Consider the following 26,988-nt stretch of genomic DNA (forward strand, 5'->3'; position numbering starts at 1 on the left):
CACGCTACGCCCGCGGGCCCGTGCCCGGGCGGTCAGTTCAGGGGACGGGTGCCCTCGGGGAGGGGCCGACCGGAGTAGAGCGCGACGGCTGCGTCCTGCAACGCGGTCAGGGCGACGCGCTGCGTCCACGGGCCGTACGAGACGCGGGCGAGCCCGAGCTCCTCGAAGCGGGCGGGGGACTGCGATCCGGGGACGCCGATGACGCTGACGCGCTGCCGGCCGAGGGCGCCGACCAGGGCCTCCAGCTCGGCGTCCTGGAGGAGCCCGGGCACGAAGAAGCAGGTCGCGCCGGCGTCGAGGTAGGCGCGGCCGCGCTCGATCGCGTCGGCCAGGACCTCGCCGCGGTCGCGTTCGCCGGCGCGGAGGAAGACGTCGGTGCGGGCGTTGAGCGCGAAGGGCACCGCCTCCTCCTCGGCCGCAGCGACGGCCTTCTCGACCGCGCGCAGCGCCTCGGGAAGCGGTTTCGCCTGGTCCTCGAGGTTCGCCCCCACGACGCCGACCTCGATGGCGCGGCGAACCGTCTCGTCCGCATCGCCGTAGCCGGCCTCGAGATCGGCTGAGACCGGCACCTCGACGGCGGCGACGATCCGCTCGATCATCCCCAGGTGCAGCTCCAGCGGGATCCGCTCACCGTCCTCGTAGCCGAAGGTCGCGGCGATCGAGTGGCTCGCGGTCGCGAGCGCGCGTGTCCCGGGGAGGGCGGCGACCGTGGTCGCGCTGATCACGTCCCAGACGTTCACCACCTGCAGCAGCTCGGGGGCGGTGTGGAGGTCGACAAGGGCGCGTCCGCGCGCGTGGATGCTCATGGAACGAGCGTAGGGCCGGCATGCGCGGCGCAGGCCGTCGCCTCGCAGTCCGCGCAGACGACGAGCTGCGCGCGGCAGGAGGCGTCGGTGCAGTTGCGCATCCGGCTCGTCGGCGCCGCGCAGGAGGCACACCGGCCGAGCACCTCGGCATCCGGGGAGAACGTGACGGATCCGCGGCCGTCGAACACGTAGAGCGCGCCCTGCCAGAGCCCGCGGTCGCGCCGCGCCTCGGCGTAGCGGACGACGCCGCCATCGAGCTGGTACACCTCGCCGAAGCCGCGTGCCCTCATCAGGCTCGACAGGACCTCGCAGCGGATGCCGCCGGTGCAGTAGGTGACGATGGGGCGGTCCTTGAGATGGTCGTAGACGCCGGCGTCGAGCTGCTCGACGAACTCGCGGGTGCTGGCAACCGCGGGCACGACGGCTCCCTCGAAGCGGCCGATCTCGGCCTCGAAGGCGTTGCGGCCGTCGAACAGCACCACGTCCTCGCGCTCGGCGACGAGGGCGTCGAGCTGGTCCGGGTCCAGCCGCGGAGCCGTCCCGACGACGCCGCCCGCGTCGACCCGCAGCTCGTCGGGAGCGCCGAACGAGACGATCTCGTCGCGCACCTTCACCGAGAGCCCGGGGAAGTCCAGGCTGCGGCCCGCGTCGTCGAGGCCGGATCCGTCGCTCCACGTCACCTCGAGGCCGCGGAACGCCGAGTGCTCACGGGTGCGGCGGAGGTAGCGCTTGAGCGCATCCATCCCGCCGCCGAGGGTGCCGTTCACCCCGTGCTCCGAGATCAGCAGGCGCCCGCGCAGGCTCAGCGACTCGCACAGCTCCCGTTGCCACAGCCGCACGGACTCGGGGTCGGCCAGCGGCACGAAGCGGTAGAACAGCAGGATCTTCGGCAGCACCGGCACATCATACGAGGGCGCGGGCCCCAGGCGCGGCGGGTGGCAGCATCATCGGGTGTCCGACGCCTCCGCCACCGTGCCGCACTCCCGCCTGGAGGACGTGTTCGGCCTCGTCGCTGGCGCCTTCCTGGTCTCGCTCGGCCTGTATCTGCTGCGCGCGAGCCAGGCGGTCACCGGTGGCACGGCCGGCCTCGCGCTGCTGCTGGGGTACCCGCTCACCATCCCGTTCGGCGTGATCCTCGTGGCGTTCAACCACCGGCCGGGACGCTCTCTCGGGTCGTGACCTGCTCCGCAAGCCTTTCGGCGGGCCGGAGCGGGTTCCTAGGCTAAGATCGCGGGCCCCGCCCGCTCGACCCGAACGGAGAACCGGATGTCCGACTGGACCTACGACCCCTACGCCCGCCTCGGCGACGTACCGACTTTCACGCTGGAGAGCGACGACATCGCGGACAGAGCGCCCCTGTCCGCCCGCCACTACGGGGAGGGCGCCGGTGGCGAGGACGTCTCGCCGCAGCTGCGCTGGTCGGGAGCGCCGGCCGAGACGAGGAGCTTCGCCGTCACCGTGTTCGATCCGGATGCGCCGACCGGCTCCGGCTTCTGGCACTGGGCCGTCTACAACCTCCCCGCCGACACCACGGGGCTGCCCACCGGAGCCGGAGCCGCCGGCTTCGAGCTGCTCCCGGCAGGCGCCCAGACCCTCCCCAACGAGATGCGGCTGCGCCAGTTCATCGGAGCGGCCCCGCCGGACCGCGAGCACCGCTACTTCTTCGTGGTGCACGCCCTCGACGTGGAGTCGCTGGATCTGGATCCGGAGTCGACTCCTGCGATCCTCGGCTTCAACGTCCACTTCCACACGCTGGCGCGGGCGCAGATCGTGGCGACGGCGACCCCGGACGGAGCGAAGGGCTGAGGGAGTCGGTCTCGAGACGCCCCAGTGCGATTCGTCGAGATTCGCGCTATCCGAAGAGGATGCGCGCCTCCTCGTAGCGGGCGTCGGGCACCGTCTTGAGGATGCCGAGGGCCTCGGCGAAGTCGACGTGGTAGATGTCGGTGCCGCGCAGGGCGACCATGCGGCCCCAGTGCTCGGCCACGACGGAGTCGATCGCGGCCATGCCCAGGCGGGTCGCGAGCACGCGGTCGAATGCGGTGGGCGTCCCGCCGCGCTGGATGTGGCCGAGCGTGGTGGCGCGGGTCTCGATGCCGGTGCGCTCCTCGATGAGCGGGGCGAGCAGCTCGCCGATGCCGCCGAGGCGGGGCCGGCCGAAGGCGTCGAGGCCTCGCTCCGAGTGGGCGTCGTCCATCGTGTCGAGCGAGAAGCCCTCGGCGACCACGACCAGCGGCGCGCGGCCGCGATCCTGAGCGCTCTGCACCCACTCGACGATCTGGTCGAGTGACGTGCGCTTCTCCGGGATCAGGATGACGTGGGCACCCGCGGCCATACCGGAGTGCAGCGCGATCCAGCCGACGTGGCGGCCCATGACCTCGGCGACCATGCAGCGGCCGTGCGAGTCGCCGGTGGTGCGGAGGCGGTCCATCGCATCGGTCGCAATGCCGACGGCGGTGTCGAAGCCGAAGGTGTAGTCGGTGGCGCCGAGGTCGTTGTCGATGGTCTTGGGGACGCCGACGATCTTCAAGCCCGCATCGGTGAGGCGCTTGGCTGCGGCGAGAGTGCCCTCGCCGCCGATGGCGATGATCGAATCGATGCCGTTGCGGGCCATCATCTCCGCGATGTTCTCCGGTCCGCCGTTCTCGCCCTCGAAGGGGTTCGTGCGGCTGGTGCCGATGATCGTGCCGCCCTGCTTGGCGATGCCCTGGATCTCGGGTCGACCCAGCGGCAGGAAGTCGCCGTCGACCACGCCGTGCCAGCCGTTGCGGAACCCGACGAACTCCTGGTCGTAGACCTTGATGCCCTTGTACACGGCACCGCGGATGACGGCATTGAGGCCGGGGCAGTCGCCGCCGGAGGTCAGGATCCCGATCTTCACTCGCTCAGGTTAGAGGACCTGGTGAACGGATGTGCACGCGGACGACGACGGGCCCCTCCTCGCCGCCTCGAGGAAGGGCCCGTCGTCGTACTCGGTGCTAGTTGGCCTGGCTGGTGTTCAGTTCACCGTTCACGCCGCGGGGGAAGAATCCGCCGGTGCGCGAGGCCTTGGGGTTCAGGTACACGATGTTCAGGACCTGGCCCGGGGTGCGACTGAAGGCGATGGAGCTGCCGTCGGTCGGGACGATGTTCGCCTGGCCATTGACCTTGACGCCCTGGTCGAGGTCGGTCTTGCCGTCGAGGCTGTCGCGAGCGTCGGAGAGCTTGTTCGCCGAGTCGGACAGGTCGGCGGCGTAGATCGCCGAGCGGATGGCACCGGCGTGGTACGCCTCCACCGCGAGGATGCCCGCAGCCGCGTCGAGGTAGGTCTTCGACTGGATGAGGGGAGCGGCGCCCTTGTAGGCGGTCACTCCGACGTCCTCGAAAACGAACGCGCCGAGCAGGAAGTTCGCCTCGCTCGCGAACGGGTCGAAGCTCTGGCCCGCCTTGATCAGCCCTGCCGCGGTGGCGGCGGCGTTGAAGCTGTCCTTCAGGTTGATCGCCGGACGCGCAACCCTCGACGTACCCAGAGCCGAGCGGAGGAACTTCACGTGCGCCTTCTCGTCGTTCGCGACCTCGGTGGCGAAGCTCTTGAGCCACGGGGTCGTGAAGTTGACGGGCCGGCCGCCGATGACGCCGCCGGGCGTGCCCTTCCCGGTCACGTCCGAGCCGCCCAGACCGTCGCCGTACACCGCGCGGAGGTAGAACTCTGCTTCGAGGTACTCGAGGTTGAGGGCGAAGTTGAGGATCGAGGCGTCGCTGGGGCCGCTGGCAGCGACCTCCTCGGCGGAGGCGGTGGGCGCGGCGAGTGCCGCGGCTCCGATGCCGAGGCCGGCGACGCCGGTGGCCTCGAAGAAGCGGCGACGGTCCAGAGCGGTCTCAGAGCTCTTGACGATCGCGTTGCGGATGAAGGTCGTATCGAACATGTGCGCATCTCCAGTGATAGGCGGGTGTCGGACGGCTGGAGTGCCGCCGCGACATCGCGAAGCTACGCCCGGAATCCGCACGCTGACCAGTCACAACGAGGGATCCGATCCGCGCATGTGTTCATTCCTGTTGGACCAAACCGCCGGGCGTGTCGCTCCGAACACGGCGTGAACGGGGGCTCTGCGGAGAGCGTCTGCTCGCAGTGTCGGAGCCGCCGGTTAGCATCGCTGCGTGTCGATCGCCGCCCCCGCTCCCGAGTCCTCCTGGGCGACGGTTTACGCGCCGGCGGAGCCGGTGAGCCTCGCGCTCACCCTCCGCACGCTGCTGCGCGGTTCGGGCGACCCGACCATGCTCGTGGACGCGTCCGGCTTCTGGCGAGGGTTCCGCACTCCGCTCGGGCCGGGCACCCTGCACCTGCGGCAGGCGGTCGACGGATCGGTGCACGCGCGCGCCTGGGGCGACGGAGCGGAGTGGCTGATCGACCGGGTCCCCGAGCTGCTCGGCCACGGCGACGACTGGAGCGGGCTCGACCTGTCGGCGCACGCGCCGCTCGCCGAGGTGCTCCGGCGCACGGTCGGCCTGCGGCTCACCCGCGCGAACCTGGTGTTCGAGATGCTCGCGCCGTCGATCCTGGAGCAGAAGGTCACCAGCACCGAGGCGTGGCGCGCCTACCGCGCGCTCGTCCGGCTGCACGGGGAACCTGCGCCGGGGCCCGTCGCCCTGCATGTGGCTCCGAGTGCGGAGCAGTGGCGGCGCGTGCCGTCGTGGGACTGGCACCGGGCGGGAGTCGACCCGCGGCGATCGCGCACGGTCCTCACCGCGGCGCTCGTCGCCTCCGGGCTCGAGCGGACGCTCGCCCTCGGGCGGGGCGGCGCGGAGATCGCGCGGCGGTTGCAGTCGGTGCCGGGGATCGGAGCGTGGACGGCCTCCGAGGTGATGATGCGCGCGCACGGTGACCCGGACGCGGTCAGCGTGGGCGACTACCACCTCGCCGCGGCGGTCGGCTTCGCGCTCACCGGGCATCTCGGGGTCGACGACGACGGGATGCTGGAGCTGCTGGAGCCGTGGCGCGGCCACCGGCAGCGGGTGATCCGGCTGATCGGCTGTAGCGGGGTGCGGAAGCCGCGGCACGGTCCGAGGATGACGATCCAGGACCACCGCCGGCACTGAGATGCTCCTCCACAGGGGCGGCTCGGGGCCGAGTCCGCGGGAGCACCGCGTCACGCCGCCTCCGGGCACCGAGTCGGGCTTAGCCTCGGAGGATGCAGCAGTCGACGACCCCAGGAGTGCCCGGCAGCGACCCGGAGCGCGAGCCCGACGACGCGGTCGTGCAGGGCGACGGTGGTGCGCTCGTGCAGGGCGACGGCGGTGCGTCGGGGAGCGCGGAGGACGTCGGCGACGAGCCGGCGGACGTGGTCGAGCAGGCGCTCGAGCAGGCGCCCGAGCAGCGGCTCGAGTCCGAGGCAGCACCGTCCGGCGTCGAGGTACTGCTGGAGGACGACGACCGTCCGATGCTCGAGCGCGTCGAGTCCCTGGTCCGGCGCTGGATCGCCCGCAGCGGCGAGTTCCCGGTCGAGCCTGCGGCGCAGCGGCTCGCGGGCGTGCTCCAGGATCCGAACGGCCTTGATTTCACCGTCGGCTTCCTCGACGGCGTGGTCCGGCCCGAGGACCTGTCGGTCGCGGCCGAGAACCTCGCGGCGCTCACTGCGAAGACGCCCGCGTTCCTCCCCTCCTACCTGCGCGCCGCGATCAGTACCGGCGGGGCCGTGGGTCCGGTACTGCCGTGGGTGGTTGTGCCGGCGGCGAGACGGGTGCTGCGGCACCTCGTCGGCCACCTCGTGGTCGACGCCTCGGAAGCGCGTCTGGGCGAGGCCGTCGCGGCCCTGCGGGAGGGTGGCGACCGGCTGAACCTGACCCTGCTCGGCGAGGCGGTGCTCGGCGAGCGCGAGGCGCGCCGGCGGCTGGAGGGGACGCTCCGCCTGCTCGAGCGGCCGGACGTCGACTACGTCAGCGTCGCGGTCTCGAGTGTCGTCAGTCCGCTCTCGATGTGGGCCTTCGAGGAGGAGGTCGACCGCGTCGTCGAGCGCCTCACTCCGCTCTACCAGGCCGCCGCGTCCAGCGCCGAGCCCACCTTCATCACCCTCGACATGGAGGAGTACCGCGACCTCGACCTGACGGTCGCCGTGTTCCGGCGCCTCCTCGAACAGCCGGGCATGCTCGAGCTCGAAGCGGGCATCGTCCTGCAGGCGTACCTGCCCGACTCCGTTCGCGTGCTCGACGAGCTGACCGACTGGGCGCGCGAGCGGCGGGCCCGCGGCGGGGCACCGATCAAGGTCCGCGTGGTCAAGGGCGCGAACCTGGCGATGGAGCGCGTCGACGCGGCCCTGCACGACTGGCCGCTCGCGACCGTCGGGAGCAAGGCGGAGGCGGACACGAACTACAAGCGTCTGCTCGACCGGGCGCTGCGGCCCGAGCGCACCGACGCGGTGCGCGTGGGCGTCGCCGGGCACAACCTGTTCGACCTCGCCTGGGCCTGGCTCACCGCGACCGAGCGCGGCGTGACCGACGCGGTCGAGATCGAGATGCTGCTCGGCATGGCGACGGGGCAGGCGCGAGCCGTTCGCGAGGACGTGGGACGGCTCCTGCTCTACACGCCCGTCGTGCACCCGCACGAGTTCCACGTGGCGATCTCGTATCTCATCCGGCGACTCGAGGAGAACAGCAGCCCCGAGAACTTCCTCTCGGCCGCGTTCCGCGGTGAGGACGAGGAGGTGCTGCAGCGCGAGCTCGGCCGGTTCCGCATCTCGCTCGACGCGCTCGACGACTCCGTCCCGCCCCCCAACCGCAGCCAGGACCGGCTGCGGGAGTGGTCCGCGGGCTCCGGCCGCCGCCTGGTGCAAGAGCACGCGGGTGCCGGTGAGCGGGTGGAGGATCCGGCTGCAGACGGTCTCACCCAGGCGGTCCTCGGGCTCAGTCGCGGGTCCGGTGCTGCTGCCGCCACCACCGGCTTCCACAACGAGCCCGACACCGACCCCGCCCTCCCCGGCAACCGCCGCTGGGCCCGACTGATCACGGAGCGCATCCCCGGGTCGACCATCGGATCCAGTACCGCCGACGCCGCCCGGGTGCAGACGCCTGAGCAGCTCCAGGAGGTGCTGCGCACGGTGTCGCGGCGCGCCGAGCGCTGGGGTGAACGCTTGGGCTACGACCGGGCCGCCGTGCTCGACCGCGCCGGCCTCGTCCTCGCCGCCAACCGCGACCGCCTGATCGAGGTGATGGCCTCCGAGACCGGCACGACGATCGCCGAGGCCGACCCCGAAGTCTCGGAAGCCATCGACTTCGCGCACTACTACGCCACCCGCGCTCGCGAGCTCGACGCGGTCGGCGGAGCGACGTTCGTCCCCGAGCGGGTGATCGTGGTCGCACCGCCGTGGAACGTCCCGGTCGCGATCCCGGCCGGCTCGATCCTCGCGGCGCTCGCCGCCGGCTCCGGAGTGGTGCTCAAGCCGGCCCCGCAGGCCCGCCGTTCGGCCGCCGTGCTGGTCGAGGCGCTGTGGGACGCGGGCATCCCGCACGAACTCCTGGCGCTCGTCGACCTCGACGAGGACGAGCTGGGCCGTGCGCTGATCACCGACCCGCTCGTCGACCGCGTCCTGCTCACCGGCTCCTACGAGACAGCCCGGCTCTTCCGCTCCTGGCGGCCCGACCTCGCACTGCAGGCCGAGACGAGCGGCAAGAACTCGATCATCGTCACGCCCCACGCCGACTATGATCTCGCCGTCGCCGACATTGTCCGCAGCGCCTTCGGCCATGCGGGACAGAAGTGCTCCGCCGCGTCCCTGGTCATCCTGGTCGGCTCGGTCGCCCGCTCGAAGCGGTTCCGCGCTCAGCTGGTCGACGCCGTCACCTCCTTGCGCGTCGGCCGCCCCGATGATCCGTCGGCGGTCATGGGTCCCCTGATCGAGGAGCCCACCGGCAAGCTGCTGCACGCGCTCACGACCCTGGGCGGCGGCGAATCGTGGCTGGTCGAGCCGCGCCGCCTCGACGAGAGCGGCACGCTCTGGTCGCCCGGAGTGCGCGAGGGTGTCACCGAGGACAGCTACGTCCACCTCACCGAGTTCTTCGGCCCGGTTCTCGGGATCATGCACGCGGCGACCCTCGAGGACGCCATCCGCATGCAGAACGGCACCGACTACGGCCTCACCGCGGGCCTGCACTCACTGCATGCCGACGAGCTCGCCCTCTGGATCGACTCCGTCGAGGCCGGCAACCTGTACGTCAATCGCGGCATCACCGGCGCCATCGTCCGGCGCCAGCCGTTCGGCGGATGGAAGCGCTCCTCGGTCGGAGGTGGCGCGAAGGCCGGCGGGCCGCACCACCTCATCGGGCTCGGTTCGTGGAAGCCCTCACCCGCGCGCTCCTCCTCGACACTGCACCTGCGCGGCCTCGACGCTCGCGTCCGTCAGTTCATCGAGGCGGCCCAGTCCGCGCTCCGCTTCGAGCAGTTCGACCTGCTCCGACGCTCAGCCCTCTCCGACCAGCTCGCCTGGGCCACCGAGTTCGGAGTCGTCACCGACATCTCGAAGCTCGGCGTCGAGCGCAATCTTCTCCGCTACCTCCGCGTCCCGATCGCCCTCCGGCTGGCCGATGGCGGAGATCTCGGTGAGCTCCTCCGCGTCATCGCCGCCGGCCTGCTGACGCGCTCGCGCATGGACATTTCGACCTCGATCCCGCTCCCCGCGCGAGTCCAAGAGATGCTCGGCGGCGACGAGCTCGCCGAGATGGCCGGCCTCGTCCCGCGCATCGTCGTCGAGACGGACGCCCACTGGCTCGAGCGTGCCGCGGCCGGCCGGATCACGGCGACACGCATCCGCATCATCGGCGACATCGTCTCCGACCGCGTCGAGGGCTACGCGGGCCCGCAGGCCAGCGCCGGCACCCCGTCCCCGGGCGGACAGCAGGCCGTGCTGCGCCGATCCTCCGACTCGACCGGGTCCTTCAGCGACGTCGTCGCGGGCATGACCCGCGGCAGCACCGGAGCACCCGTCCCGCTGACCCGCGCCGACGGATCCCGCATCCCCCTCGCCACCGCCCTCGCCGAAGCACTCGGCGGCGCCCTCGACACGGTGATCTACGCTGATCCGGTCACCCCCGCCGGTCGCGTCGAACTGCTGCCCTTCCTCCGCGAACAGGCGATCTCGATCACCAACCACCGCTTCGGGAACCCGATCGACCTGAGCGACGACGTGGTGTGAACCTGTTTCCCCGCCCGTCCTGGCCGGGCGTGGCGCGGTCGGCGTCGCGGTGGGGTGCGTTTCGTGGAGCGGGAGGCGTTCGGCTACGGCGATCCGCTAGCACGCGGATCCCCGGTTCGCGGTGAGGGGGGCGCGAGGGGCTCCGCTGAGGAGGGGCTCATCGGTGGCGGGCGGGCGAGGGTGCAGGGGCTGCATACTTGTCGCGGCAAGTAGTCGCTAGGGTGGGGGGATGAGTGCGCCTGAGAACCGGTGGCTGACGCCTGATCAGCTCGGCGCCTGGCTGCGGTTCATCGCGGTCGTGGAGTTGCTGCCCGGGGCACTGGACACCCAGCTTCAGCGCGACGCCGGACTCACCCACTTCGAGTACCTCACGCTGGCGATGCTCTCCGAGGCGCCCGACCGCGCCCTGCGGATGACCACGCTCGCGGCCCGTACCAACGCCACCCTCCCGAGGCTCTCGCATGTGGTGACTCGCCTCGTCGCACGCGGCTACCTCGAGCGGCGCCGCTGCGACTCCGACGGCCGCGCCACCAACGCTGTGCTGACCGATGCGGGGATGCAGAAGATCGTCGACACCGCGCCCGGCCACGTGGCAACCGTGCTGGCCGACGTCATCGACCCTCTCGAGCCCGAGCAGATCCCTCAGCTGGCTGACATCATGGCGCGCATGCTGACCCGGCTCGACCCGGACGGGCGGATGACGGTCGACACCGTACGCTCCTCGCTCGGCGACCCGGACACCCGCGCCTGCTGAGCACGTCCCCGCGGAGCCGAGCGCCGCGGAGAACGCCGTCGAGCGCTCCAGATCGGTGACGGGGGACGAAGAGGGAGTCGACGGGCGATGCGGGTCAGTATGGCCACCGACCGTGCGACACGAGAGAGTCCGTGCCACTATCGCCTCGTGCAGTTCGCAACGACGCTCTTCCAGACCGGCACGAACACCGGCATCGAGGTTCCGCCCGAGGTCCTCGAGTCCCTCGGCGGTGGCAAGCGGCCCGCGGTCGTCGTGACCGTGAACGGCTACCGCTTCACCAGCACGGTCGGAGCGATGGGAGGCCGTGCGCTGGTCCCGTTCTCGGCCGAGAAGCGCCGCGAGACGGGGCTGGCCGGCGGCGACGCGATCGACGTGGTGATCGAGCTCGACACCGCGCCGCGCGAGGTCGTCGTGCCGGAGGACCTGGCCTCCGCGTTGGCCGAGGCGGGCGCTGCGGAGCGCTTCGCAGCGCTCTCGCCCAGTGCGCGGAAAGCGCATGTCGCATCGGTCGAGGGGGCCAAGGCTGCCGAGACGCGGGAGCGGCGGATCGCCTCCGTCGTCGCGGCGCTCGCCGGCTGACGTTCGTTCCACGGGCGCAACGTCAACGCCCGCGCCGGATAGGCTGCCTCCGGCGCGCCATGACGGAGTGCTCGCGAAGTGGGGTCGGGGGACGTGGTGGGTGCGGTTCGGCGTTGGGTGTTCCCGATCGTATGGATGGTTATCATCGCAGCGGCGAGCAGCGCCCTCGTGAAAATCGCGTTCTTCCCGAACGGAGCGGCCGAGGCCGATCCGACGCGGCCGACCGGTGAGATCACCGAGCCGACCGTCGCAGTCGCCCGCGGCACGGTCACCAATGACCTCACCCTGCAGGGCACCGTCGCCACCGACCCCGCCGTGCCGCTGAAGGCGACGGCGGCCGGCACCGTCGACGACGTCTCCGTGCAGCAGGGGGCCGCCGTCGCGTCGGGCGACCTCATCTACGACATCCGCGTCGAGACTCCGCGCGACCCGGTCGAGACGATCGGCCCGGACGGCGCCGTCACCAGCACCCAGCAGGAGCCGGCATCAGCGATATCCCGCCGTTCCCGGCCGAGGCGGCGGTTCTCGGACTCGGCGCAGCGACACTCGTCGGTGCGCTCGCGGGTCTGGTGCCGGCGATCGTCGCCGTGCGGGTGAAGGTGATCGACGCGATCCGCTACTGATCGACGCGATCCGTTACCGGGGTCCGCCGAGGGTGAGGAGGAGCTCGTCGCCCTCGACGATGGCTCGCGCGTGGGAGTAGTGCGCGATCCGCGGCAGACCCCGGGTGCTTGCGCTCTCGTGGCTTCCGACGACGATCACGCGCATGCCGGCGTCGAGACCCGCGCGGATGCCCGCCTCGGCGTCCTCGAACACGAGCGCGTCCTCGGGGGCGACGCCGAGCAGGGCGGCGGCGGCGAGGTAGCCGTCGGGAGCGGGCTTGCCGTTCGCGACGTCGTGGGCGGTGACGACGGTGTCCGGGGAGGGGAGGCCCGCGGCGGACAATCGGCCGCCGGCCAACGCGGGGCTCGCGGAGGTGACCAGGGCGACGCGCTCGCGGGGGAGCGAGGCAAGGAACGCCCTCGCGCCGGGGATCTCGACGGTCCCCTCGGTGTGCTCGAGCTCGTACGCGTCGAGCTCGGCGACGATCGCGTCCACGTCGCTGCCTGCGGGAGCGAAGCGGCGGACGCTGTCGGCGGCACGGACGCCGTGCACGGCCCCGAGCACCGTGTCGCGATCGAGCGAGAAGCGTTCGGCGAAGGCGCCCCAGATGGTCTCGACGACGGCCGTCGAGTCGACGAGCGTCCCGTCCATGTCGAAGAGGGCGGCGCGGGCGCGGAGGAGGTGGGGCATGCGTCCATCCTGGTGGTCGCGCGGCTCAGGTGCCTGCGGTGGTGGACAGCGTTCGATCAGCGGGCCCTCAGGCCGCGCATCGCGCCGCGGCGCTACGGTGGGTCGAGATCGCGGGCAGAACGCCCGGAGCGGAGTGGAGGACGTCATGACCGACGACAACGGAACCGGCTCGGACCAGGGCGCACGCATCGGCGGCGAGGCCTCCGGACCCCGTGCAGGGTGGTACCCGGACCCGGCGGGCTCGTCCCGTCAGCGCTGGTGGGACGGGGCCGGCTGGACGGAGTCGCTTCGGGACGCGCCGACGGCGGCGCCCACCGTCGCGGCTGAGGACGTTTCGTCGCAGGCCGCAGCGCCGACTCCGCCTGCCGCACCGACTCCGCCCGTCGCGCCCGCTCCGCCCGTTGCGCGCCCGGCCTACGGCGAGACATCGAGCGGAGTCGGCACGAGCTACGGGCAGTCGGCCTCGGGGCAGTACCCGCAGCAGCCGGCGTCCGCGGACCCGCAGCCGGGCTACGGCCAGCAGGCGCAGCAGCCGCAGCAGGCGCAGCAGCCGCAGTACCCGGCCTACGCCGCAGCGCCCGGTGCCACCGCCCAGCAGCGCGACCCGAGTATCGTCACCGCCACGGCGTGGATCTGGGTGGTCGTCCTCCTGCCCCTTCTCTCGGCGCTCTCGATCTTTCTGCTGCCGCCGAGCGCGGTCGTCGACTCGACGACGGCCACGACGTACGGACCCAGGTCCTCGATGGGGATGTCGACCGCCTACCTCGTCGGACTCGGCGTGCTCCAGATCGTCGGCTTCCTGATCTACGCCGCGGAGGTCGTCTTCGCGTTCCTCGATTGGCGTCAGCTGAAGCGAGCCGGCCTGCAGCGTCCGTTCCACTGGGCGTGGGCCTTCCTCGTGGCGCCGTACGTCTACGTGATCGGACGCAGCGTCATCGTGAAGCGCGTGACCGGCGGTGGACTGCTCCCGCTCTGGATCTTCCTCGGCGTCGTGGTCGTCTCGATCCTGATCGTGATCGGCTGGTCGGTGGCGCTCTTCTCCCAGATGGCGCAGGCCTTCTCTCCCTCGGGCTTCTGATCCCGACGGCGCCGCCGATCTCGTCCGGATCGGCGGCGCCGTCGTCACGGACGCTCGCTCGCCCGATCGGACGCCCGTCAGCAGGTGATCGCGCCGCCGATGATCCCGGTCAGCATCCCGCCGGTCGCGCCGACGATCGCTCCCGGACCGCTGATCGCGCCGATCAGGCCGCCGGTCGCCGCACCGCTCACCCCGTTCCCTGCGACGCAGTGGCCCCAGTCGGCCGAGCCCCAGTCGCTGTCGAGGTGCTGGCCACCTTTTGCCGCGCCTGCCGAGACGTCGGGCGCGAAGTGGAACGTCAGCGTGTCGGAGTCGTCGATCGACCAGTGCCCCGAAACCGTGCGGCCGCGGCCGACATCGATCCGCTCCGGGAGTGCCTCGGACGTCTCGGCACCGTCCGTGAATCCCACTCCGCCGCCGGCCAGCGCGATGATCCGCGTGCCATCGGTGACGTCGAAAATCACCGTGGAGGCGGAGCCTCCGCGCGCCTCGAGGTGGACTTGGCCGCTCCCACCGCTCCCACCGCTCCCACCGCTCCCACCGCCGCTCGCCGGCTCCGCTCGTGCGGCCTGAGCCGCGAACAGCGGCACCGCCAGCAGGGTGGCCGCGGCGGCGACCAGCGCCGTGCTCGTTCTCGTTCGTTCCATCGTCGTTCCCTCCATCGGGTTCCGATCCAGGAGGAGGGTCAGCGCGGCCTGTCGACGAGCACGAGAACGACAACCGCCAGCACTGCCGCGACGGCAGCGGTCACGACAACGTTCCACGGATCCTCGGCGCCGATCGCCTTCGCGACCGCGCGGCCGATAAGGACGCCGACGAACAGGATCGGCAGCATCAGCCAGAGGCGCCTCCTTCGCTCTGCCGCCGTGCCCGCTCTCTCGCTGCCGCTCATGCCCCACCCTCCTGGAATGACCATACACATATGGTCTACCAGCTGGAGTGCGTCGGTGTCGAGCGAGTGGCGGGTCCTGTTATGCCTCGCTGCGCTGGATGAGCCGAGAGAGGACGATCGCTGAGCGGGTGTGGTCGACGTTCGGCGCGATGCGCACCTTCTCGAGGGCGAGTTCGAGGCTGGGGATGTCGCGCGAGCGGATGTGCACGATCGCGTCGGCCGAGCCGGTCACCGTGCCGGCGTCGACGACCTCGGGGACCGCGGTGAGGATCCGGCGCAGTTCGTCCGGCGCAACGGTGCCGCGGCAGAAGAGCTCGACGTAGGCCTCTGTCGCCATGCCGTCGACGGTGGGGTCGACCTTGATCGTGAAGCCGCGGATGACGCCATCGGCGACGAGGCGGTCGACGCGCCGCTTCACGGCGGAGGCTGAGAGGCCGACGACTCCGCCGATGTCGCCGTAGCCCGCGCGGGAGTTCTGGCGCAGGAGATCGAGGATCTTCCGATCGATGTTGTCCACCCTCCGAGGATAGGCGCGGGCGGCAGGGCGCCCGACCGGCGACGGAGGAGCGCTAGCGATTTGTGACGCTCGGCTATATAGTTGCAGCCAGTCAATAGTTGATCAGAATCAACTAGGACCGCTGCCGTGCCGAGAAGGAGCCCATGTCACACCCCGAACACCGCGCCGCATCGCGCGGAACCGCCGCGCCGCACGCCCCCGCCGGGCCGAACGGCGCCATGTCGCACCGTCAGGTGCTCGAATCCCTGAGCGGCCTGCTGCTGGGCATGTTCGTCTCGATCCTCGCGGGCACGGTCGTCTCGACCTCGCTGCCCCGGATCATCTCGGACCTCGAGGGCGACCAGAACGCCTACACCTGGGTCGTGACCGCGACCCTGCTCGCGACCACCGTCTCGACCCCGCTCTGGGGGAAGTTCGCCGACCTGTTCAACCGCAAGCTGCTGATCCAGCTCGCCCTCGGCCTGTTCGTCGTCGGCTCCGCCCTGGCCGGCTTCTCGCAGGACACGACCATGCTGATCGTCTTCCGCGTGTTCCAGGGCCTGGGCGCCGGAGGACTCGCCGCGCTGAGCCAGATCATCATGGCGGACATCATCAGCCCGCGTGAGCGCGGCAAGTACGCCGGGCTCTTCGGCGGAGTCATGGCGATCGGCACCGTCGGCGGCCCGCTGCTGGGCGGCGTCGTGACGGACGCATTCGGCTGGCGCTGGAACTTCTTCATCGCGATGCCCGTCGCCATCGTCGCGATCATTCTGCTCCAGATGACCCTCCGCCTTCCCGCGCACCCCAAGCGCACGGTCCGGATCGACTACCTCGGCGCGGTCCTGATCGCCGGCGGCGTCTCGCTCCTGCTGATCTGGGTCTCGCTCGCCGGAAAGAGCGTCGGCTGGGCATCGTGGGAGACCGCGGTCATGGTAGGCGGAGCGGTCGTCCTGCTGATCGCGGCCGTCGTCACCGAACTCACCGTGGCCGAACCGATCATCCCGATGGGAATGTTCAGGAACCGCACCTTCAGTCTCGCCGTCGTGGCGAGCATCTCGGTCGGCGTCTCGATGTTCGGCGTCGCGGTGTTCCTCGCGCAGTACATGCAGCTCGCGCGCGGAGCCACACCGACCCAGTCGGGCCTGCTCACGATCCCGATGATGGCCGGTCTGCTGATCGCTTCGACGATCTTCGGCGGGATCATCTCGCGCACCGGCAAGTGGAAGGCGATCATGATCAGCGGCGGCGTGCTCGCCGTGATCGGTACGTCCCTCCTGAGCACCCTGCGCTACGACACCGACCTCGTGCTCGTGGGTGTCTACATGGCCGTGCTCGGCGCAGGCCTGGGCATGCTGATGCAGAACCTCGTCCTCGTCGTGCAGAACTCGATCGAGGTGAAGAACCTGGGCGTCGCGACCAGCGCGGTGACCTTCTTCCGCAGCCTCGGCGGCACTGTCGGCGTCTCTGTCCTGGGTTCGGTGCTCGGCACCGTGATCGCCGACCGGATCGCGACCGGGATCGCGGGCCTCACGCCGGCCGATCAAGTCCTCGCCGCGCAGGCCCTGGGCAGTGGCACGATCCCGCAGCCGGCGACCCTGCCCGACGCCGTGCGCGTCGTGGTCGAGAGCGCCTATGGGATCGGAGTCGGCACCGTCTTCCTCTTCAGCATCCCGCTCGCGATCGTCACGCTGATCGCCGTCATCCTCTTGCCGAACGTCAGCCTGGGCTCGAAGAACGCGGTGCAGCTCGCGGCGGAGCCCGCGACCGCGCTCCGGGCCGCGGAGGACGCGCTGATCGCCGCCGCCGACGGCCAGGCGGCTCTGCGGCCCGTCGGCCAGGCCGAACGGACGGACGACGCGGTCCACGCCGAGGAGAGCCGGGAGAGCGTCTGCGCCGGACGTCGTCGGCACGCCGACGTGATCGAGCGCTCCTGATGCCCGCCGCCACGTCCTCGGCCCAGGCGCTGGACGAGGTCGAGGAGCAGATCACCGTGCTCGCCGTCCACGTGCGCCTCGCCGTCCGGGACGCGGCGGCGTCGATCGACCCGGCGCTGCCGCCCTTCGGATTGAGGCTGCTGCGGATGCTCGAGCGCTGCGGTCCGGTGCACTCCGGCGCCGCGGCGGAGCGGCTCGGAGTCGACCGCAGTGCGATCAGCCGCCAGGTCCGCCAGCTCGTCGACCTGGGCCTCGTTGAGATGACGGTGGACCCTGCAGACGGCCGAGCGCGGTTCCTCTCGCTCAGCGCGGCCGGGTGCGAGCGGATGCGCGACCTTGGGGGGCAGCAGCGGCAGCGGATGCAGGAGGCGCTCAGCGCGTGGCCGGAGGAGGACCTGCGCGCGTTCGCGGGGTACCTGGAACGGCTGACTGCGGCGAAGTGAGCCGCGGGTCCCGAGCGAGCGGCGCTGAGCAGCGGCCACCGTGTCGCGGGACGAGCGGCGTCTCGCGCCAACTGGACAGCCGACCGTGGCGTCCGATCTAACCTTTCCGAGATGTTCTCATTCGGGAGGCGGTCATGGAGTTCCCCTTCGACGATGCTGCGGCAGTGGCCCTCGCCGACGCCGCTGAGCAGGCGGCCGTCTCGCTCTCGACCCAGGGCCTGCTGCGGTCCGCCGCGATGGAGTACGCGCTCCGGGACTTTCGAGGCGGTTACTCCGAGCTATTCCGGCAGGTCTGCTTCTGCGAGACCGACAACCGCAATCGGCTCAGCGGGCAACTACACGAACTCGCCGACACGGTACGGGTCGTCGCGAGCTGCGCCGCGCAGGAGCGTCAGCGCCGCGAGGAGTACGCCGCCTGGGAGCAGCGAGCGGCTGAGCGCGAGCAGCGACGACGTGCCGACCCCGTCGCGGCCCTGACCGCCGGGGTCGACGAGGTCTTCGACCGGCCGCCCTCGGATCAGCCGATCGTGCCGCCGACGATCTCGGGAGTGTTCTCCCCGATCTCCGTCAGCCGCACCTCTGTGGGCGGGCGGGCCTTCGGAGGCACGAGTTCCGCCGACCCCGAGCACCTCGACGTCTTCGTCTCCGAGATTCGCCAGGCCGATGACGCGCTGCGATGGCGGCTGAAGGACCTGATGACAGCGTGGGGAGTGTTCGGCAACCGCTGCTCGTGGGCGCCGGTCGAGTCCTTCTCGGTGCTCCGGGGCTTCCGCGAGCTACTGGCCATCAGCGCGGCCGACGCGAGCTGGGTCGAACAGATCTCCCTGGCCTTCGCCGCCGCCGGGGGAGGAGAACTCTCCACTCCTGTGCTCGACGTCGTCGGCACCTTTGCGCAGCCCCTCGGCGGTCGGCGCCTGCTCGACTCTCTCTCGACGCTCTCGGCCGAGGACCTCGCAGCACTCCTTGCCTCGTCGCCCGACCTCGCAGCGCGGCTCCGACGGGTCGCTCCTGCCCTCGTGAACGAGTGGTGGCGGAGCCTCGACCCCACCGACGGCGCACGCTTTTCAGCACAGCAGGAGGCGCTGGTCGCCGGCCTGCCGGGGGTGATCGGGAACCTCGAGGGGGTGCCGTACGGTGCGCGGGCGACGGCGAACGAGAGCACGCTCACGACCTGGATCGCGGCGCTGGAGGGGGAGGCGGCGGGCCTGCGCAAAGAGGGGAACGACGAGGCGGCTGAGCGGCTGACGGCGGTGGAGTCGCAGCTGGCTGCGCTGAGGAGCATCCGGGCGTCACTGACGCGCCGTTTCGGTCAGGACCCGCGCTTCCTCATCTCCCTGACCGACGACGAGCCCCCACTCGCCGCCGTCTCGATCGGCGATCTCGACACCGCGACGAACGTCACCTACGCCGTCCCCGGGATGGGGCAGACGACGGAGGGCATGACCGAGTGGACGAAGGCGTCGCAGAATCTGCAGTCGCTCCTTCCGCCCGGCAGCGCCGTCGTCGCCTGGATCGGCTACGAGACTCCGCCGATGCCCTCCATCGGCGGGGACGGCTTGGACGTTCTCACCTCGAAGGAGGCTGTCGCCGGCGGAGCCGCTCTCGCCTCCGCTGTCCAAGGACTCTCGGCCGTCCGCGGCGATGACCTCCCGAAGCCGAACGTCGTCGGCCACTCCTACGGCAGTACCGTGATGGCGGTCGCCGCCTCGCGCTCGGACGTCGAGCTCGGGGTCGTCGTGACACTGGGCTCGGCCGGCCTGCCGGACAGCGTCGACAAGGCGAGCGACCTGCACGCGGAGGCCGTGTACGCGGGGCAGGCGCGAGGCAAGTACATCGGCGAGACCGAGAGCGGCGACGAGGCCGCATGGATGGGCCGCTTCTTCAGCTGGGACCACCACACGAACCCCGCCGACGAGGACTTCGGAGCGACAGTCTTCGGAGTCGAGACGGGCGGCGACAAGGGGAGGATCGTGACGAACCACGACGCTACAAAAGGAGACTACGGCGACCTGGCGGGGTACTTCGACAAAGGCACGGAATCGCTGCGCAACACTGCCCGGGCTCTCTCGGGGCAGGCCGACCTACTGACGGAGAACAAGCCGCTCGGTATGACTGAGACGCAGAAGCGGATGATCAAGGGGTTCAGCAATGCGCACACGTGGTGATCGAGGGCGTATCCCGGTCACTTCGACTGTCGTTCTGCTGGTGATGACGTTGTCCGCCTGTGCGGGCGGGAGGGAGGCGAGGCCGGTGAGCACGATGAGTCCACTTGAGGGTCGGGATCGGGTGGTGGAGTTCGTTCGGGATTCCGCGGGGCGCCTCGATGTGACTGGGTGGTGGCCGCGCAGCGGTGCCGCACAGCCCGATGAGTGCGGCTTGGGCGACGGCATGAAGGGTGCGAGTTATAGCTACGACTTGTGGGCTCCGGCGGGGACGGATGTCGAGGGTGATGCTCGGAAGGTCGCGGAGTTTTGGGAGTCGCTGGGGATGACGGTGAGAGTGACGGATACTACTCCGCGGCCGACGGTGTACGGCGAGGGTGGGCCGGTGCTGCGGGCGAGTTTTGATACGGGCGCGGTCGAGAATCAGTACAACATCGGGGCGGTCATGCCGTGTTCTCCGGGCGATGCGGAGCAGTTGCTGGACGATGACAACGCGCAGCGCGATGCGGGCGCGGTCCTGCCGGGCGATGAAGGGGTTGTGCCGAAGCCGGATCCGCGGGACCCACCAGTGGGAATCACTCCGTCCAACCGTGGGTCGCAGGAATGAGTCGGGTCGACTGCCGTGTTGTCCAGGCGGCCGCTGCTGTTCTGCTGATCATGATGATGTCCGCCTGTGCGGGCGAGAGGGAGGCGAGGCCGGTGAGCACGATGAGTCCACGGGAGGGTCGGGATCGGGTGGTGGAGTTCGTTCGGGATTCCGCGGGGCGGCTCGATGTGACTGGGTGGTGGCCGCGCAGCGGTGCCGCACAGCCCGATGAGTGCGGCTTGGGCGATGGGGTGAAGGGTGCGAGTTATAGCTACGACTTGTGGGCTCCGGCGGGGACGGATGTCGAGGGTGATGCTCGGAAGGTCGCGGAGTTTTGGGAGTCGCTGGGGATGACGGTGAGGGTGACGGGGCCGACTCTGTGGCCCAATGTTTATGGGGAGGGTGGGCCGGTCTTGCGTGCGAGTTTTCACACCGGAGCCGTAGAGGATCAGTACCTGATCGACGCGGTCATGCCGTGCGCTCCGGGCGATTTCGAATCGCTCCTCCTCGATGACAATGCGCAACGCGACGCGGGCGCGGTCCTTCCGGGTGATGAAGGGGTTGTGCCGAAGCCGGATCCGCGGGACCTGCCGCTTGAGCCCGATCCGTCGAGTTCCGGCTCGGAGGGATGAACCGCGTCGTCCGCCGCGTCCTCTCGGCGGCGACTGCTGTTGTTCTCGTGGTGATGGTCTCCGCTTGTGCGGCGGAGAGGGAGGCGAGGCCGGTGAGCACGATGAGTCCACGGGAGGGTCGGGATCGGGTGGTGGAGTTCGTTCGGGATTCCGCGGGGCGTCTGGATGTGGAGGGGTGGTCACCGCGCACCGGAGAGGCGCGGCCCGATGAGTGCGGCTTGGGCGATGGGGTGAAGGGTGCGAGTTATAGCTACGACTTGTGGGCTCCGGCGGGGACGGATGTCGAGGGTTGAGGTGCCCCATTCTTTCTGGACCACCGCGGAATTGGTAGGATTACCGCGATGACCGAAAGGAAGGCCCGGGATGTCCAGTTCCCGTGGGAAGTATTCTCCGGAGTTCCGCGCGGAGGCAGTGCGCGAGGTGATTGATAGGTCGCGATCCGTCGCGGACGTCGCTCGAGAGCTCGGACTGGTTCCGCAGACCCTCACTAATTGGGTGGCTGCGCATCGCCGAAGCAGTGCCGGCGGCGAAGAAGAACTGACCGTTCAGGACAGGGCGCGAATAAAGGAACTCGAACGGCGGGTCCGCGAACTCGAAGAGGAAAACCTGTTTTTGGGAAAAGCATCCGCGTTCTTCGCGAAGAAGTTCCGCTAGCCGCCAAGCTCGAACTCATTCGCCGCGAAGAACGCGACCCCAGCCGCACGCTATCAATCCGCGGACTGTGCCAGGCGGTCGGCGTCAATCGATCTAGCTATTACGAATGGCGCGATCGCAAGACCTCCGCAACCGCTGAATGGCGTATAGGTATCACCGAACTCATCCGAACAGCCTCTCAGGCCTCCGATGGCACCTACGGCTACCGCCGCATCACCGCGCAGCTGGCGCGGTGGGGCCGTCCAGTCGCCCACGAGACCGTCCGCCGGCTCATGCGCGCAGCAGGACTGGAACCCTGCCAGCCCAAGCCCTGGCGGCCGGTGACCACGACCCCAGGCGATCCGACTGACATCCCCGACCTCGTCAAGCGGGACTTCACCGCAAACCGACCCGGCTGCAAATGGGTCGGTGATATCACCTATATCCGCACCTGGGAAGGATGGGTCTACCTCGCGACCGTCCTCGACTGCTATTCAAAGAAGGTCGTCGGGTACGCCCTCGCCGACCACATGCGTACCGAACTCGTCAGCGAAGCTCTCGAAATGGCGGCAAGGAACCAGCCGAACCGGGCCGCGAAAACGATCTTCCACAGCGACCGCGGCTCCGTTTACACCTCCGCCGACTTCGGGAAACTCGCGAAGAAGCTCGACATCAGACAATCGATGGGCCGGACGGGAGTCTGCTGGGACAACGCGTGGGCCGAATCATTCAACGGAACACTGAAGAACGAGCGCTGCAATCGCACTCAATATCCGACAAGAGAGAAAGCGATCCGCGACGTGACACGGTACATCGAACTGCGTTACAATCAACAACGACTTCACTCGGGGCTTGACTATCGGACCCCGAACGAAGCCGAGCAGGCATGGATCACCGAGAACCTCGCCGCGTAGACAACTATTCAACTGGTCCAGGAAACGTTGGGCAGCTCAGGTGATGCTCGGAAGGTCGCGGAGTTTTGGGAGTCGCTGGGGATGACGGTGAGGGTGACGGGGCCGACTCTGTGGCCCAATGTTTATGGGGAGGGTGGGCCGGTCTTGCGTGCGAGTTTTCACACCGGAGCCGTAGAGGATCAGTACCTGATCGACGCGGTCATGCCGTGCGCTCCGGGCGATTTCGAATCGCTTCTTCTCGAGGACAACGCTCAACGAGCGGCGGGAGTGGTCTTGCCGGGCGATGAGGGGATCGCGCCGCAGCCTCGACTGGGCCAGCCGACCTCGACCCCGACCGCGCCGCCGCCCACCGGCTGAGCCGCCTCAGCGCGGAGTGCCCACGAGCTGCGCGACGTGCACGACGAAGGCGCGACGGCGGTCCCGCGTCTCCTCGTCGCCGCGGGAGGCGAAGGGGGTGAGGTGCCAGATCTCGCAGAGGCCGAGGAGCGCGATGAAGAGGTCGTCGGCCGACCAGCTCGCATCGACGACTCCCGCGTGCTGCCACTCGAGGACCCGCGCTTCCGGGGCGGGGACGCCGCCGAGCCGCTCGCCGGCCTCCTCCCAGACACCGGCGCCTTCCAGGCGCGCCCAGGTGAGCAGGCGGAGGAACTCCGGGTGCTCCCAGACGTGGTCGAACATGCGGCCCGCGAGGTCGGGCAGGTCTGCCGCGTCGGCGAGCAGTGTCTCGTCGAGGGCGCTGAGGGCCTCGACGATGGTCGCGACGAACAGCCCGCGCTTGCCGCCGTAGTAGGCGTACAGCCGCTCCTTGTTCAGGCCCGCGGCAGCGGCCACCCGGTCCACTCGAGCGCCGGCGAAGCCGTGGGCGGCGAACTCGACGGAGGCGGCGCGCAGGATCCGCTCGCGCGCGGGTACCGCCAGATCGGATATCGGCTTCATGGTGCACCTCCGGGCGCTCGAACGATACACTCTTCTTCGCCCAACCAACTGGTTGGGGTGGTTCGGCCCCGACGACGCGGCTCGGATCCGGACCCGCCGGTCCCGCTCCGCTCCTGTGCGAAAGGCCGCCATGCCCTCCCCGTCCGCTCCCTCTTCCGCCCGCCGCTGGTGGGTGCTCGTGATCCTCGCGCTCACACAGCTCGTCGTGGTCCTCGACGGCACCATCGTCACGATCGCCCTCCCCGCCGCGCAGGCCGACCTCGGCCTCACCGATGTCGAACGCCAGTGGGTCGTCACCGCCTACGCGCTCGCGTTCGGCGCGCTCCTCCTGCTCGGCGGGCGCATCGCCGACTACACCGGCCGCAAGCGCACGTATCTGATCGGCATGATCGGGTTCGGCGCCGCCTCGGCGTGGGGCGGCCTCGCCTCCTCCGGCACCGAGCTGATCGCCGCGCGCGGTCTGCAGGGTGCGTTCGCCGCGCTGCTCGCCCCGGCCGCGCTGGCCCTGCTCACCGTCTCCTTCCCCTCCGGCCGCGAGCGGGGCACGGCCTTCGCCGTCTTCGGCGCGGTTGCCGGAGCGGGTGCCGCCGTCGGCCTCGTGCTGGGCGGACTGCTCACCGAATTCGCCGACTGGCGCTGGTGCCTCCTCGTCAACGTCCCGGTCGTGGTGGTCGGCGCGATCGCCGGTCAGCTGCTGGTCACCGAGAGCCGCGCGGAGGGTCGCAACCGCTTCGACGTCGCGGGGACGATCACCGTCGCGCTCGGCCTCGCGAGCGTCGTCTACGGCTTCACCCTCGCCGAGCAGGGCTGGCTCCGTGTCGACACGCTCGGGTTCCTCCTGGTCGGCGTCCTGCTGCTCGCCCTCTTCGTGCGGATCCAGGCCCGCTCCGACCACCCTTCGCTGCCGCTGCGCATCGTGGCCGATCGTGTCCGCGGTGGAGCGTTCCTGGTGCAGGCGATCGTCGGCAGCGTGATGATCGGCTCCACCCTCTACCTGACCCTGCACTTGCAGCTGGTCCTCGGCCTGCCGCCGCTCGAGGCCGGCCTGGCGAACCTGCCGATGACGGTGACGATCATGGTCGTCGCGGGAGTCGCCGCGAAGCTGCTGCCGCGCACCGGCCCGCGCGTCCTGATGATCGTCGGCCCGCTGATCGCCGCCGCAGGCCTGCTCTACCTCAGCCGGATCACCCCGGGTGGCGGTTACCTCGTCGAGGTGCTGCCCGCGCTGATCCTGCTCGGCATCGGCATGGCGATGGTCTTCGTGCCGCTGCAGAATCTCGCGCTCACTGGAGTCGCGGCGCACGACGCCGGGGCCGCGGGAGCGACCGCGAACGCCGCCATGCAGATCGGCGGCTCGATCGGACTCTCGATCTTCACCACTCTCTACGCGGGCGTCGCGGGAGAGCAGCAGTCGCCCGTCGCGTTCGTCGCTGGCTACTCCGCGGTCTTCGTCGCTGCCGCGATCGGACTGGTCGTTGCCTCCGTCGTCGCCGTCGCGATGATCCGGGTGAAGAAGGAGGAGTTCCTCGCGCAGGCTCCGCAGGAGGCCGTCGCCCACCTGGGCTGATCCCGGCCTGGGCTCGGGAGCGCGCTCCTCCCGAGCAGCGGAGGACGCGCGCGGCGGTGATGGGCGTCTGGAGTGGGAACTGTCGGCCGGTGTCGTCGGACATCGATGGGCTCTCGCGGGCCGATGACGTCGGTATTCTATGCTCACGTCCGCGGGTGGCAGCACTCACGGAGGAGAGCATCGTTGTGGAGAAAATGAGCGTCGTTGTAAGGGAGAATCTCGCATGAAAAGATCGACCACTGCGGAACGGGTGATGAGCCGTATAAGCGGCGCTCACGAACACGTGCGTTTGAGCTTCGCGGCCTCGGGATGGGGAGCGATCCTCGCAAGTGTTCTCCTCCTTGCCGGATCGTCTCTCACCGTGATCGACTTGGCTCAGAGGCTGATCCGAGCAGTGCAGTCCGAACAAGGTGACAACATCGCTACGATGGCGAGCGGAATGGGAGCCATCGGAATTGCAGGAGTAGTCGCATCTGCACTGGGGTGGGCTGTGCTTGCCGCTGTCTTCGTTCGCCGGACGTCGAAGTGGACTTTCGCGGCGGTAGGAATCGGAATCTCCCTGTTGCTGCTCTTCGGGTTGCAGATCGCAGAGAATCACCTACTCCGGATAGGAGTCTGCCTAGGATTACTCTTCCTCTCTGTTATATGGCCGCTTGCCGGTGGCGCCACAGTAATCGCTAAAGAAATACAGCACGCCTTCTTTGCGTTCGGTTTCTTGAACTTTGCTAGAATGGCAGCGGCCGCATGGGCTACAGAGATGACACCGTTGGCTGGGCCAGTGAGTGTCCTGCTCGGTATCAGCCTCTGCGCGGGGATCTCGGCCTTGCTCGTCCTGGTGCGCACTGTTGTTCTTATGATCAGAGCAACGCCCGACCTCCGTCGTCTTTGACACCGATGAGGAGGGCGAGGCGCGGATTCGCCTCGTCCTCCTCTCTGAGGTCTATCCTGTGACGAGACCCGCTCCCCAGGCCTCCGCAATATTCTGGATCGAGGTGAAGCCGACGCCTCGATAGCAGTCGACATCCTCCGAATGCGCCAATGACGGGCACGAGGTGGGAGTGTTGCCGTACTGAATCATCCCGACTGCCCCGAATCCGTCAGACCAGGGCACGACCATTGGTCCGCCACTGTTCCCTCCTGCGTTGATCCAATCGTCCTTTTCGGCTTGGATGTTGTAAAAGGGGTCGCCTTGTCCATCATTCCAGAGAACCGCCATATTATCGATGACGCCACCGCAGGATACACCGGTATTTCCGCCCTCGGAACACACTTCATTCCCGATTCCGACAGCTTGATGTCCCTTCACGGGAACGCTTGAGGAGGAGTTCACCCCGCCGTCGAAGACTCTGCCCGAGCCTGCGGATTCGAGGCGAGCAGCCCCATAGTCAGGAGACGTTGCGACGATGCCGCCGAGATGGGACGAGTAGTTGTCATACGATGTCCAGGAGCCGCCGGGCGGTTGACAATGACGCGCCGTCGTCGTCGCATTGTTCGAGTCGAATCGCAGTGAGAACCCCGATGAACAGACTGCGCTGTTCGCCTGAACGCCGAAGTACGAGTACATGAACCCGCCGCCGTAGTACGGAGCGTTGTCGTCATTGCGCGATGCTGTGGCGTGGTTCACAGCCTTCACGTCGGACGTGATCTGCGTCGAAATCGGCCCGAGGGATGAAAGCTTGTCCTGAATGAGGGAACGCGCTTTTTCGCCGAGGGAGTTCGTGTTCTGTGCTGTTGTCGGGTCGACATAAGACCCGACAACCACAAGATCCGCGGTGTCCTTACTCAGAGTTTTGACCGCACTGATGACGAACCCGAGCTTCCGGAATTCCTCGGCGGCAGCCATCGTTGATCGGGCCTGCCGGTCAATGTCCTTCCAGGCGAAGGGGCGGTCGACAATCGTCACGTCGAGGTTCAACTCTTTGCCTCTGGCGACCGCAGCGGCGCTGAGCGGTGACGCTCCGCTCCAGTACAATTCGTAGCTTCGGTTGTCTGCGGAGACGGCCCCGAAGAGGAAGCCCTGATCCTGTGCCTTGTTCTCATCGAGCCAATCGAGAAGAGACCCGGCTCCGCGCTCGTAGTCCAGACGATTCCAGCCGACGCGATCGATGAAGTCCTGCACCTC

General features: G+C 69.5%; 25 protein-coding genes and 1 pseudogene. 16 read left to right on the forward strand and 10 right to left on the reverse strand.

The window, feature by feature from the left end; all coding sequences use genetic code 11:
• Positions 1-32 precede the first annotated feature (32 nt).
• Both A6122_RS02105 and trhO read right to left on the reverse strand, forming a co-directional pair.
• On the reverse strand, positions 33-806 hold the full coding sequence (locus A6122_RS02105; RefSeq protein ID WP_068251031.1) for an isocitrate lyase/PEP mutase family protein: 774 nt from the start codon (positions 804-806) through the stop codon (positions 33-35).
• A complete protein-coding gene (gene trhO / locus A6122_RS02110; protein ID WP_444758771.1) occupies positions 803-1,699 on the reverse strand; it encodes an oxygen-dependent tRNA uridine(34) hydroxylase TrhO in 897 nt (298 codons plus the stop codon). Before trhO ends, A6122_RS02105 begins: the two co-directional genes overlap by 4 nt.
• Before the next feature lie 58 nt (positions 1,700-1,757).
• Here trhO and A6122_RS02115 point away from each other — a divergent pair, with 58 nt between their 5' ends.
• Together A6122_RS02115 and A6122_RS02120 are read left to right on the forward strand one after the other, a co-directional pair.
• Positions 1,758-1,985 (forward strand): YitT family protein, encoded by a 228-nt coding sequence (locus A6122_RS02115; RefSeq protein ID WP_068251036.1) that lies wholly within the window; start codon positions 1,758-1,760, stop codon positions 1,983-1,985.
• An 87-nt stretch (positions 1,986-2,072) separates the two neighbouring features.
• Entirely contained in the window at positions 2,073-2,612 is a 540-nt protein-coding gene (locus A6122_RS02120; RefSeq protein ID WP_068251042.1) for a YbhB/YbcL family Raf kinase inhibitor-like protein, read from the forward strand.
• Between the two features lie 46 nt (positions 2,613-2,658).
• Here the strand turns inward: A6122_RS02120 and A6122_RS02125 are convergent, their stop codons facing one another.
• Both A6122_RS02125 and A6122_RS02130 read right to left on the reverse strand, forming a co-directional pair.
• Complete coding sequence (locus A6122_RS02125; RefSeq protein ID WP_068251047.1) at positions 2,659-3,687, reverse strand: 6-phosphofructokinase; 1,029 nt, start codon at positions 3,685-3,687, stop codon at positions 2,659-2,661.
• Positions 3,688-3,784: 97 nt separating this feature from the next.
• On the reverse strand, positions 3,785-4,711 hold the full coding sequence (locus A6122_RS02130; protein ID WP_068251048.1) for a ferritin-like domain-containing protein: 927 nt from the start codon (positions 4,709-4,711) through the stop codon (positions 3,785-3,787).
• 232 nt (positions 4,712-4,943) lie between these two features.
• On the opposite strand from A6122_RS02130, the gene A6122_RS02135 reads away from it, so the two are divergent.
• From A6122_RS02135 to A6122_RS17210, 5 genes and pseudogenes are all read left to right on the forward strand, one after another.
• Positions 4,944-5,882: a DNA-3-methyladenine glycosylase family protein gene (locus A6122_RS02135; protein ID WP_308470995.1), complete on the forward strand. Its 939-nt coding sequence runs from the start codon at positions 4,944-4,946 to the stop codon at positions 5,880-5,882.
• Positions 5,883-6,223: 341 nt separating this feature from the next.
• On the forward strand, positions 6,224-9,967 hold the full coding sequence (locus A6122_RS02140; RefSeq protein ID WP_084416140.1) for a proline dehydrogenase family protein: 3,744 nt from the start codon (positions 6,224-6,226) through the stop codon (positions 9,965-9,967).
• 229 nt (positions 9,968-10,196) lie between these two features.
• Positions 10,197-10,721 carry a MarR family winged helix-turn-helix transcriptional regulator gene (locus tag A6122_RS02145; protein ID WP_068251052.1) on the forward strand — a complete coding sequence of 175 codons (525 nt, stop codon included), beginning with the start codon at positions 10,197-10,199 and terminating at the stop codon, positions 10,719-10,721.
• A 147-nt stretch (positions 10,722-10,868) separates the two neighbouring features.
• Positions 10,869-11,300, forward strand: coding sequence for a YdeI/OmpD-associated family protein (locus A6122_RS02150; RefSeq protein ID WP_181026437.1), 432 nt, complete (start codon positions 10,869-10,871; stop codon positions 11,298-11,300).
• A 479-nt stretch (positions 11,301-11,779) separates the two neighbouring features.
• Positions 11,780-11,923: pseudogene (locus A6122_RS17210) on the forward strand (ABC transporter permease); the annotation flags it as partial.
• 13 nt (positions 11,924-11,936) lie between these two features.
• On the opposite strand, the gene A6122_RS02160 reads toward A6122_RS17210, so the two are convergent.
• Positions 11,937-12,593, reverse strand: coding sequence for an HAD-IA family hydrolase (locus A6122_RS02160; RefSeq protein WP_068251061.1), 657 nt, complete (start codon positions 12,591-12,593; stop codon positions 11,937-11,939).
• Positions 12,594-12,738: 145 nt separating this feature from the next.
• Here A6122_RS02160 and A6122_RS16305 point away from each other — a divergent pair, with 145 nt between their 5' ends.
• Entirely contained in the window at positions 12,739-13,671 is a 933-nt protein-coding gene (locus A6122_RS16305; protein WP_167542333.1) for a DUF2510 domain-containing protein, read from the forward strand.
• A gap of 77 nt (positions 13,672-13,748) precedes the next feature.
• Here the strand turns inward: A6122_RS16305 and A6122_RS02170 are convergent, their stop codons facing one another.
• The 3 genes from A6122_RS02170 to A6122_RS02175 all read right to left on the reverse strand — a co-directional run bounded on the left by A6122_RS02170 (position 13,749) and on the right by A6122_RS02175 (position 15,080).
• Complete coding sequence (locus tag A6122_RS02170) at positions 13,749-14,318, reverse strand: hypothetical protein (protein ID WP_104261866.1); 570 nt, start codon at positions 14,316-14,318, stop codon at positions 13,749-13,751.
• Positions 14,319-14,356: 38 nt separating this feature from the next.
• Positions 14,357-14,563 (reverse strand): hypothetical protein, encoded by a 207-nt coding sequence (locus A6122_RS16310; protein WP_146076727.1) that lies wholly within the window; start codon positions 14,561-14,563, stop codon positions 14,357-14,359.
• 79 nt (positions 14,564-14,642) lie between these two features.
• Complete coding sequence (locus A6122_RS02175; RefSeq protein ID WP_068251065.1) at positions 14,643-15,080, reverse strand: Lrp/AsnC family transcriptional regulator; 438 nt, start codon at positions 15,078-15,080, stop codon at positions 14,643-14,645.
• A 218-nt stretch (positions 15,081-15,298) separates the two neighbouring features.
• On the opposite strand from A6122_RS02175, the gene A6122_RS02180 reads away from it, so the two are divergent.
• From A6122_RS02180 to A6122_RS02210, 6 genes are all read left to right on the forward strand, one after another.
• On the forward strand, positions 15,299-16,993 hold the full coding sequence (locus tag A6122_RS02180) for an MDR family MFS transporter (protein ID WP_068256871.1): 1,695 nt from the start codon (positions 15,299-15,301) through the stop codon (positions 16,991-16,993).
• Positions 16,993-17,436, forward strand: a complete 444-nt coding sequence (locus tag A6122_RS02185; RefSeq protein WP_068251066.1) for a MarR family winged helix-turn-helix transcriptional regulator — start codon at positions 16,993-16,995, stop codon at positions 17,434-17,436. Before A6122_RS02180 ends, A6122_RS02185 begins: the two co-directional genes overlap by 1 nt.
• Before the next feature lie 134 nt (positions 17,437-17,570).
• Positions 17,571-19,601 (forward strand): alpha/beta hydrolase, encoded by a 2,031-nt coding sequence (locus A6122_RS02190; protein WP_068251068.1) that lies wholly within the window; start codon positions 17,571-17,573, stop codon positions 19,599-19,601.
• Positions 19,602-19,686: 85 nt separating this feature from the next.
• Positions 19,687-20,205, forward strand: a complete 519-nt coding sequence (locus A6122_RS02195) for a hypothetical protein (protein WP_146076825.1) — start codon at positions 19,687-19,689, stop codon at positions 20,203-20,205.
• The gene (locus tag A6122_RS02200; protein WP_068251074.1) at positions 20,202-20,816 is read left to right on the forward strand and encodes a hypothetical protein; all 615 of its coding nucleotides are present in this window, start codon (positions 20,202-20,204) and stop codon (positions 20,814-20,816) included. The genes A6122_RS02195 and A6122_RS02200 overlap by 4 nt, the downstream gene beginning before the upstream one ends.
• Positions 20,817-21,179: 363 nt before the next feature.
• A protein-coding gene (locus A6122_RS02210; protein WP_157593773.1) for an IS3 family transposase occupies positions 21,180-22,363 on the forward strand; the annotation gives its coding sequence in 2 pieces (ribosomal slippage) (positions 21,180-21,432 and positions 21,432-22,363; 1,185 coding nt in all).
• Positions 22,364-22,726: 363 nt separating this feature from the next.
• Here A6122_RS02210 and A6122_RS02220 read toward each other — a convergent pair.
• Positions 22,727-23,299, reverse strand: a complete 573-nt coding sequence (locus tag A6122_RS02220; protein ID WP_068251083.1) for a TetR family transcriptional regulator — start codon at positions 23,297-23,299, stop codon at positions 22,727-22,729.
• A gap of 130 nt (positions 23,300-23,429) precedes the next feature.
• Here A6122_RS02220 and A6122_RS02225 point away from each other — a divergent pair, with 130 nt between their 5' ends.
• Both A6122_RS02225 and A6122_RS16315 read left to right on the forward strand, forming a co-directional pair.
• Entirely contained in the window at positions 23,430-24,866 is a 1,437-nt protein-coding gene (locus tag A6122_RS02225) for an MFS transporter (RefSeq protein ID WP_068251086.1), read from the forward strand.
• Positions 24,867-25,089: 223 nt separating this feature from the next.
• Positions 25,090-25,755, forward strand: coding sequence for a hypothetical protein (locus A6122_RS16315; protein ID WP_146085061.1), 666 nt, complete (start codon positions 25,090-25,092; stop codon positions 25,753-25,755).
• A 51-nt stretch (positions 25,756-25,806) separates the two neighbouring features.
• On the opposite strand, the gene A6122_RS16320 is transcribed toward A6122_RS16315, so the two are convergent.
• On the reverse strand, positions 25,807-26,985 hold the full coding sequence (locus A6122_RS16320; RefSeq protein ID WP_104261869.1) for a chymotrypsin family serine protease: 1,179 nt from the start codon (positions 26,983-26,985) through the stop codon (positions 25,807-25,809).
• Between the last annotated feature and the right edge of the window lie 3 nt (positions 26,986-26,988).

This window comes from Rathayibacter tritici (assembly GCF_001641005.1).
In the GTDB taxonomy this organism is placed as follows: domain Bacteria; phylum Actinomycetota; class Actinomycetes; order Actinomycetales; family Microbacteriaceae; genus Rathayibacter; species Rathayibacter tritici.

Bases quoted from the DNA above. Each gene is read 5' to 3' on its own strand.
- A6122_RS02105 (WP_068251031.1), bottom strand. From the start codon at position 806: ATGAGCATCCACGCGCGCGGACGCGCCCTTGTCGACCTCCACACCGCC.
- A6122_RS02120 (WP_068251042.1), top strand. From the start codon at position 2,073: ATGTCCGACTGGACCTACGACCCCTACGCCCGCCTCGGCGACGTACCG.
- A6122_RS02130 (WP_068251048.1), bottom strand. From the start codon at position 4,711: ATGTTCGATACGACCTTCATCCGCAACGCGATCGTCAAGAGCTCTGAG.
- A6122_RS02140 (WP_084416140.1), top strand. From the start codon at position 6,224: ATGCTCGAGCGCGTCGAGTCCCTGGTCCGGCGCTGGATCGCCCGCAGC.
- A6122_RS02145 (WP_068251052.1), top strand. From the start codon at position 10,197: ATGAGTGCGCCTGAGAACCGGTGGCTGACGCCTGATCAGCTCGGCGCC.
- A6122_RS02160 (WP_068251061.1), bottom strand. From the start codon at position 12,593: ATGCCCCACCTCCTCCGCGCCCGCGCCGCCCTCTTCGACATGGACGGG.
- A6122_RS16305 (WP_167542333.1), top strand. From the start codon at position 12,739: ATGACCGACGACAACGGAACCGGCTCGGACCAGGGCGCACGCATCGGC.
- A6122_RS02170 (WP_104261866.1), bottom strand. From the start codon at position 14,318: ATGGAACGAACGAGAACGAGCACGGCGCTGGTCGCCGCCGCGGCCACC.
- A6122_RS16310 (WP_146076727.1), bottom strand. From the start codon at position 14,563: ATGAGCGGCAGCGAGAGAGCGGGCACGGCGGCAGAGCGAAGGAGGCGC.
- A6122_RS02180 (WP_068256871.1), top strand. From the start codon at position 15,299: ATGTCGCACCGTCAGGTGCTCGAATCCCTGAGCGGCCTGCTGCTGGGC.
- A6122_RS02185 (WP_068251066.1), top strand. From the start codon at position 16,993: ATGCCCGCCGCCACGTCCTCGGCCCAGGCGCTGGACGAGGTCGAGGAG.
- A6122_RS02190 (WP_068251068.1), top strand. From the start codon at position 17,571: ATGGAGTTCCCCTTCGACGATGCTGCGGCAGTGGCCCTCGCCGACGCC.
- A6122_RS02200 (WP_068251074.1), top strand. From the start codon at position 20,202: ATGAGTCGGGTCGACTGCCGTGTTGTCCAGGCGGCCGCTGCTGTTCTG.
- A6122_RS02220 (WP_068251083.1), bottom strand. From the start codon at position 23,299: ATGAAGCCGATATCCGATCTGGCGGTACCCGCGCGCGAGCGGATCCTG.
- A6122_RS02225 (WP_068251086.1), top strand. From the start codon at position 23,430: ATGCCCTCCCCGTCCGCTCCCTCTTCCGCCCGCCGCTGGTGGGTGCTC.
- A6122_RS16315 (WP_146085061.1), top strand. From the start codon at position 25,090: ATGAAAAGATCGACCACTGCGGAACGGGTGATGAGCCGTATAAGCGGC.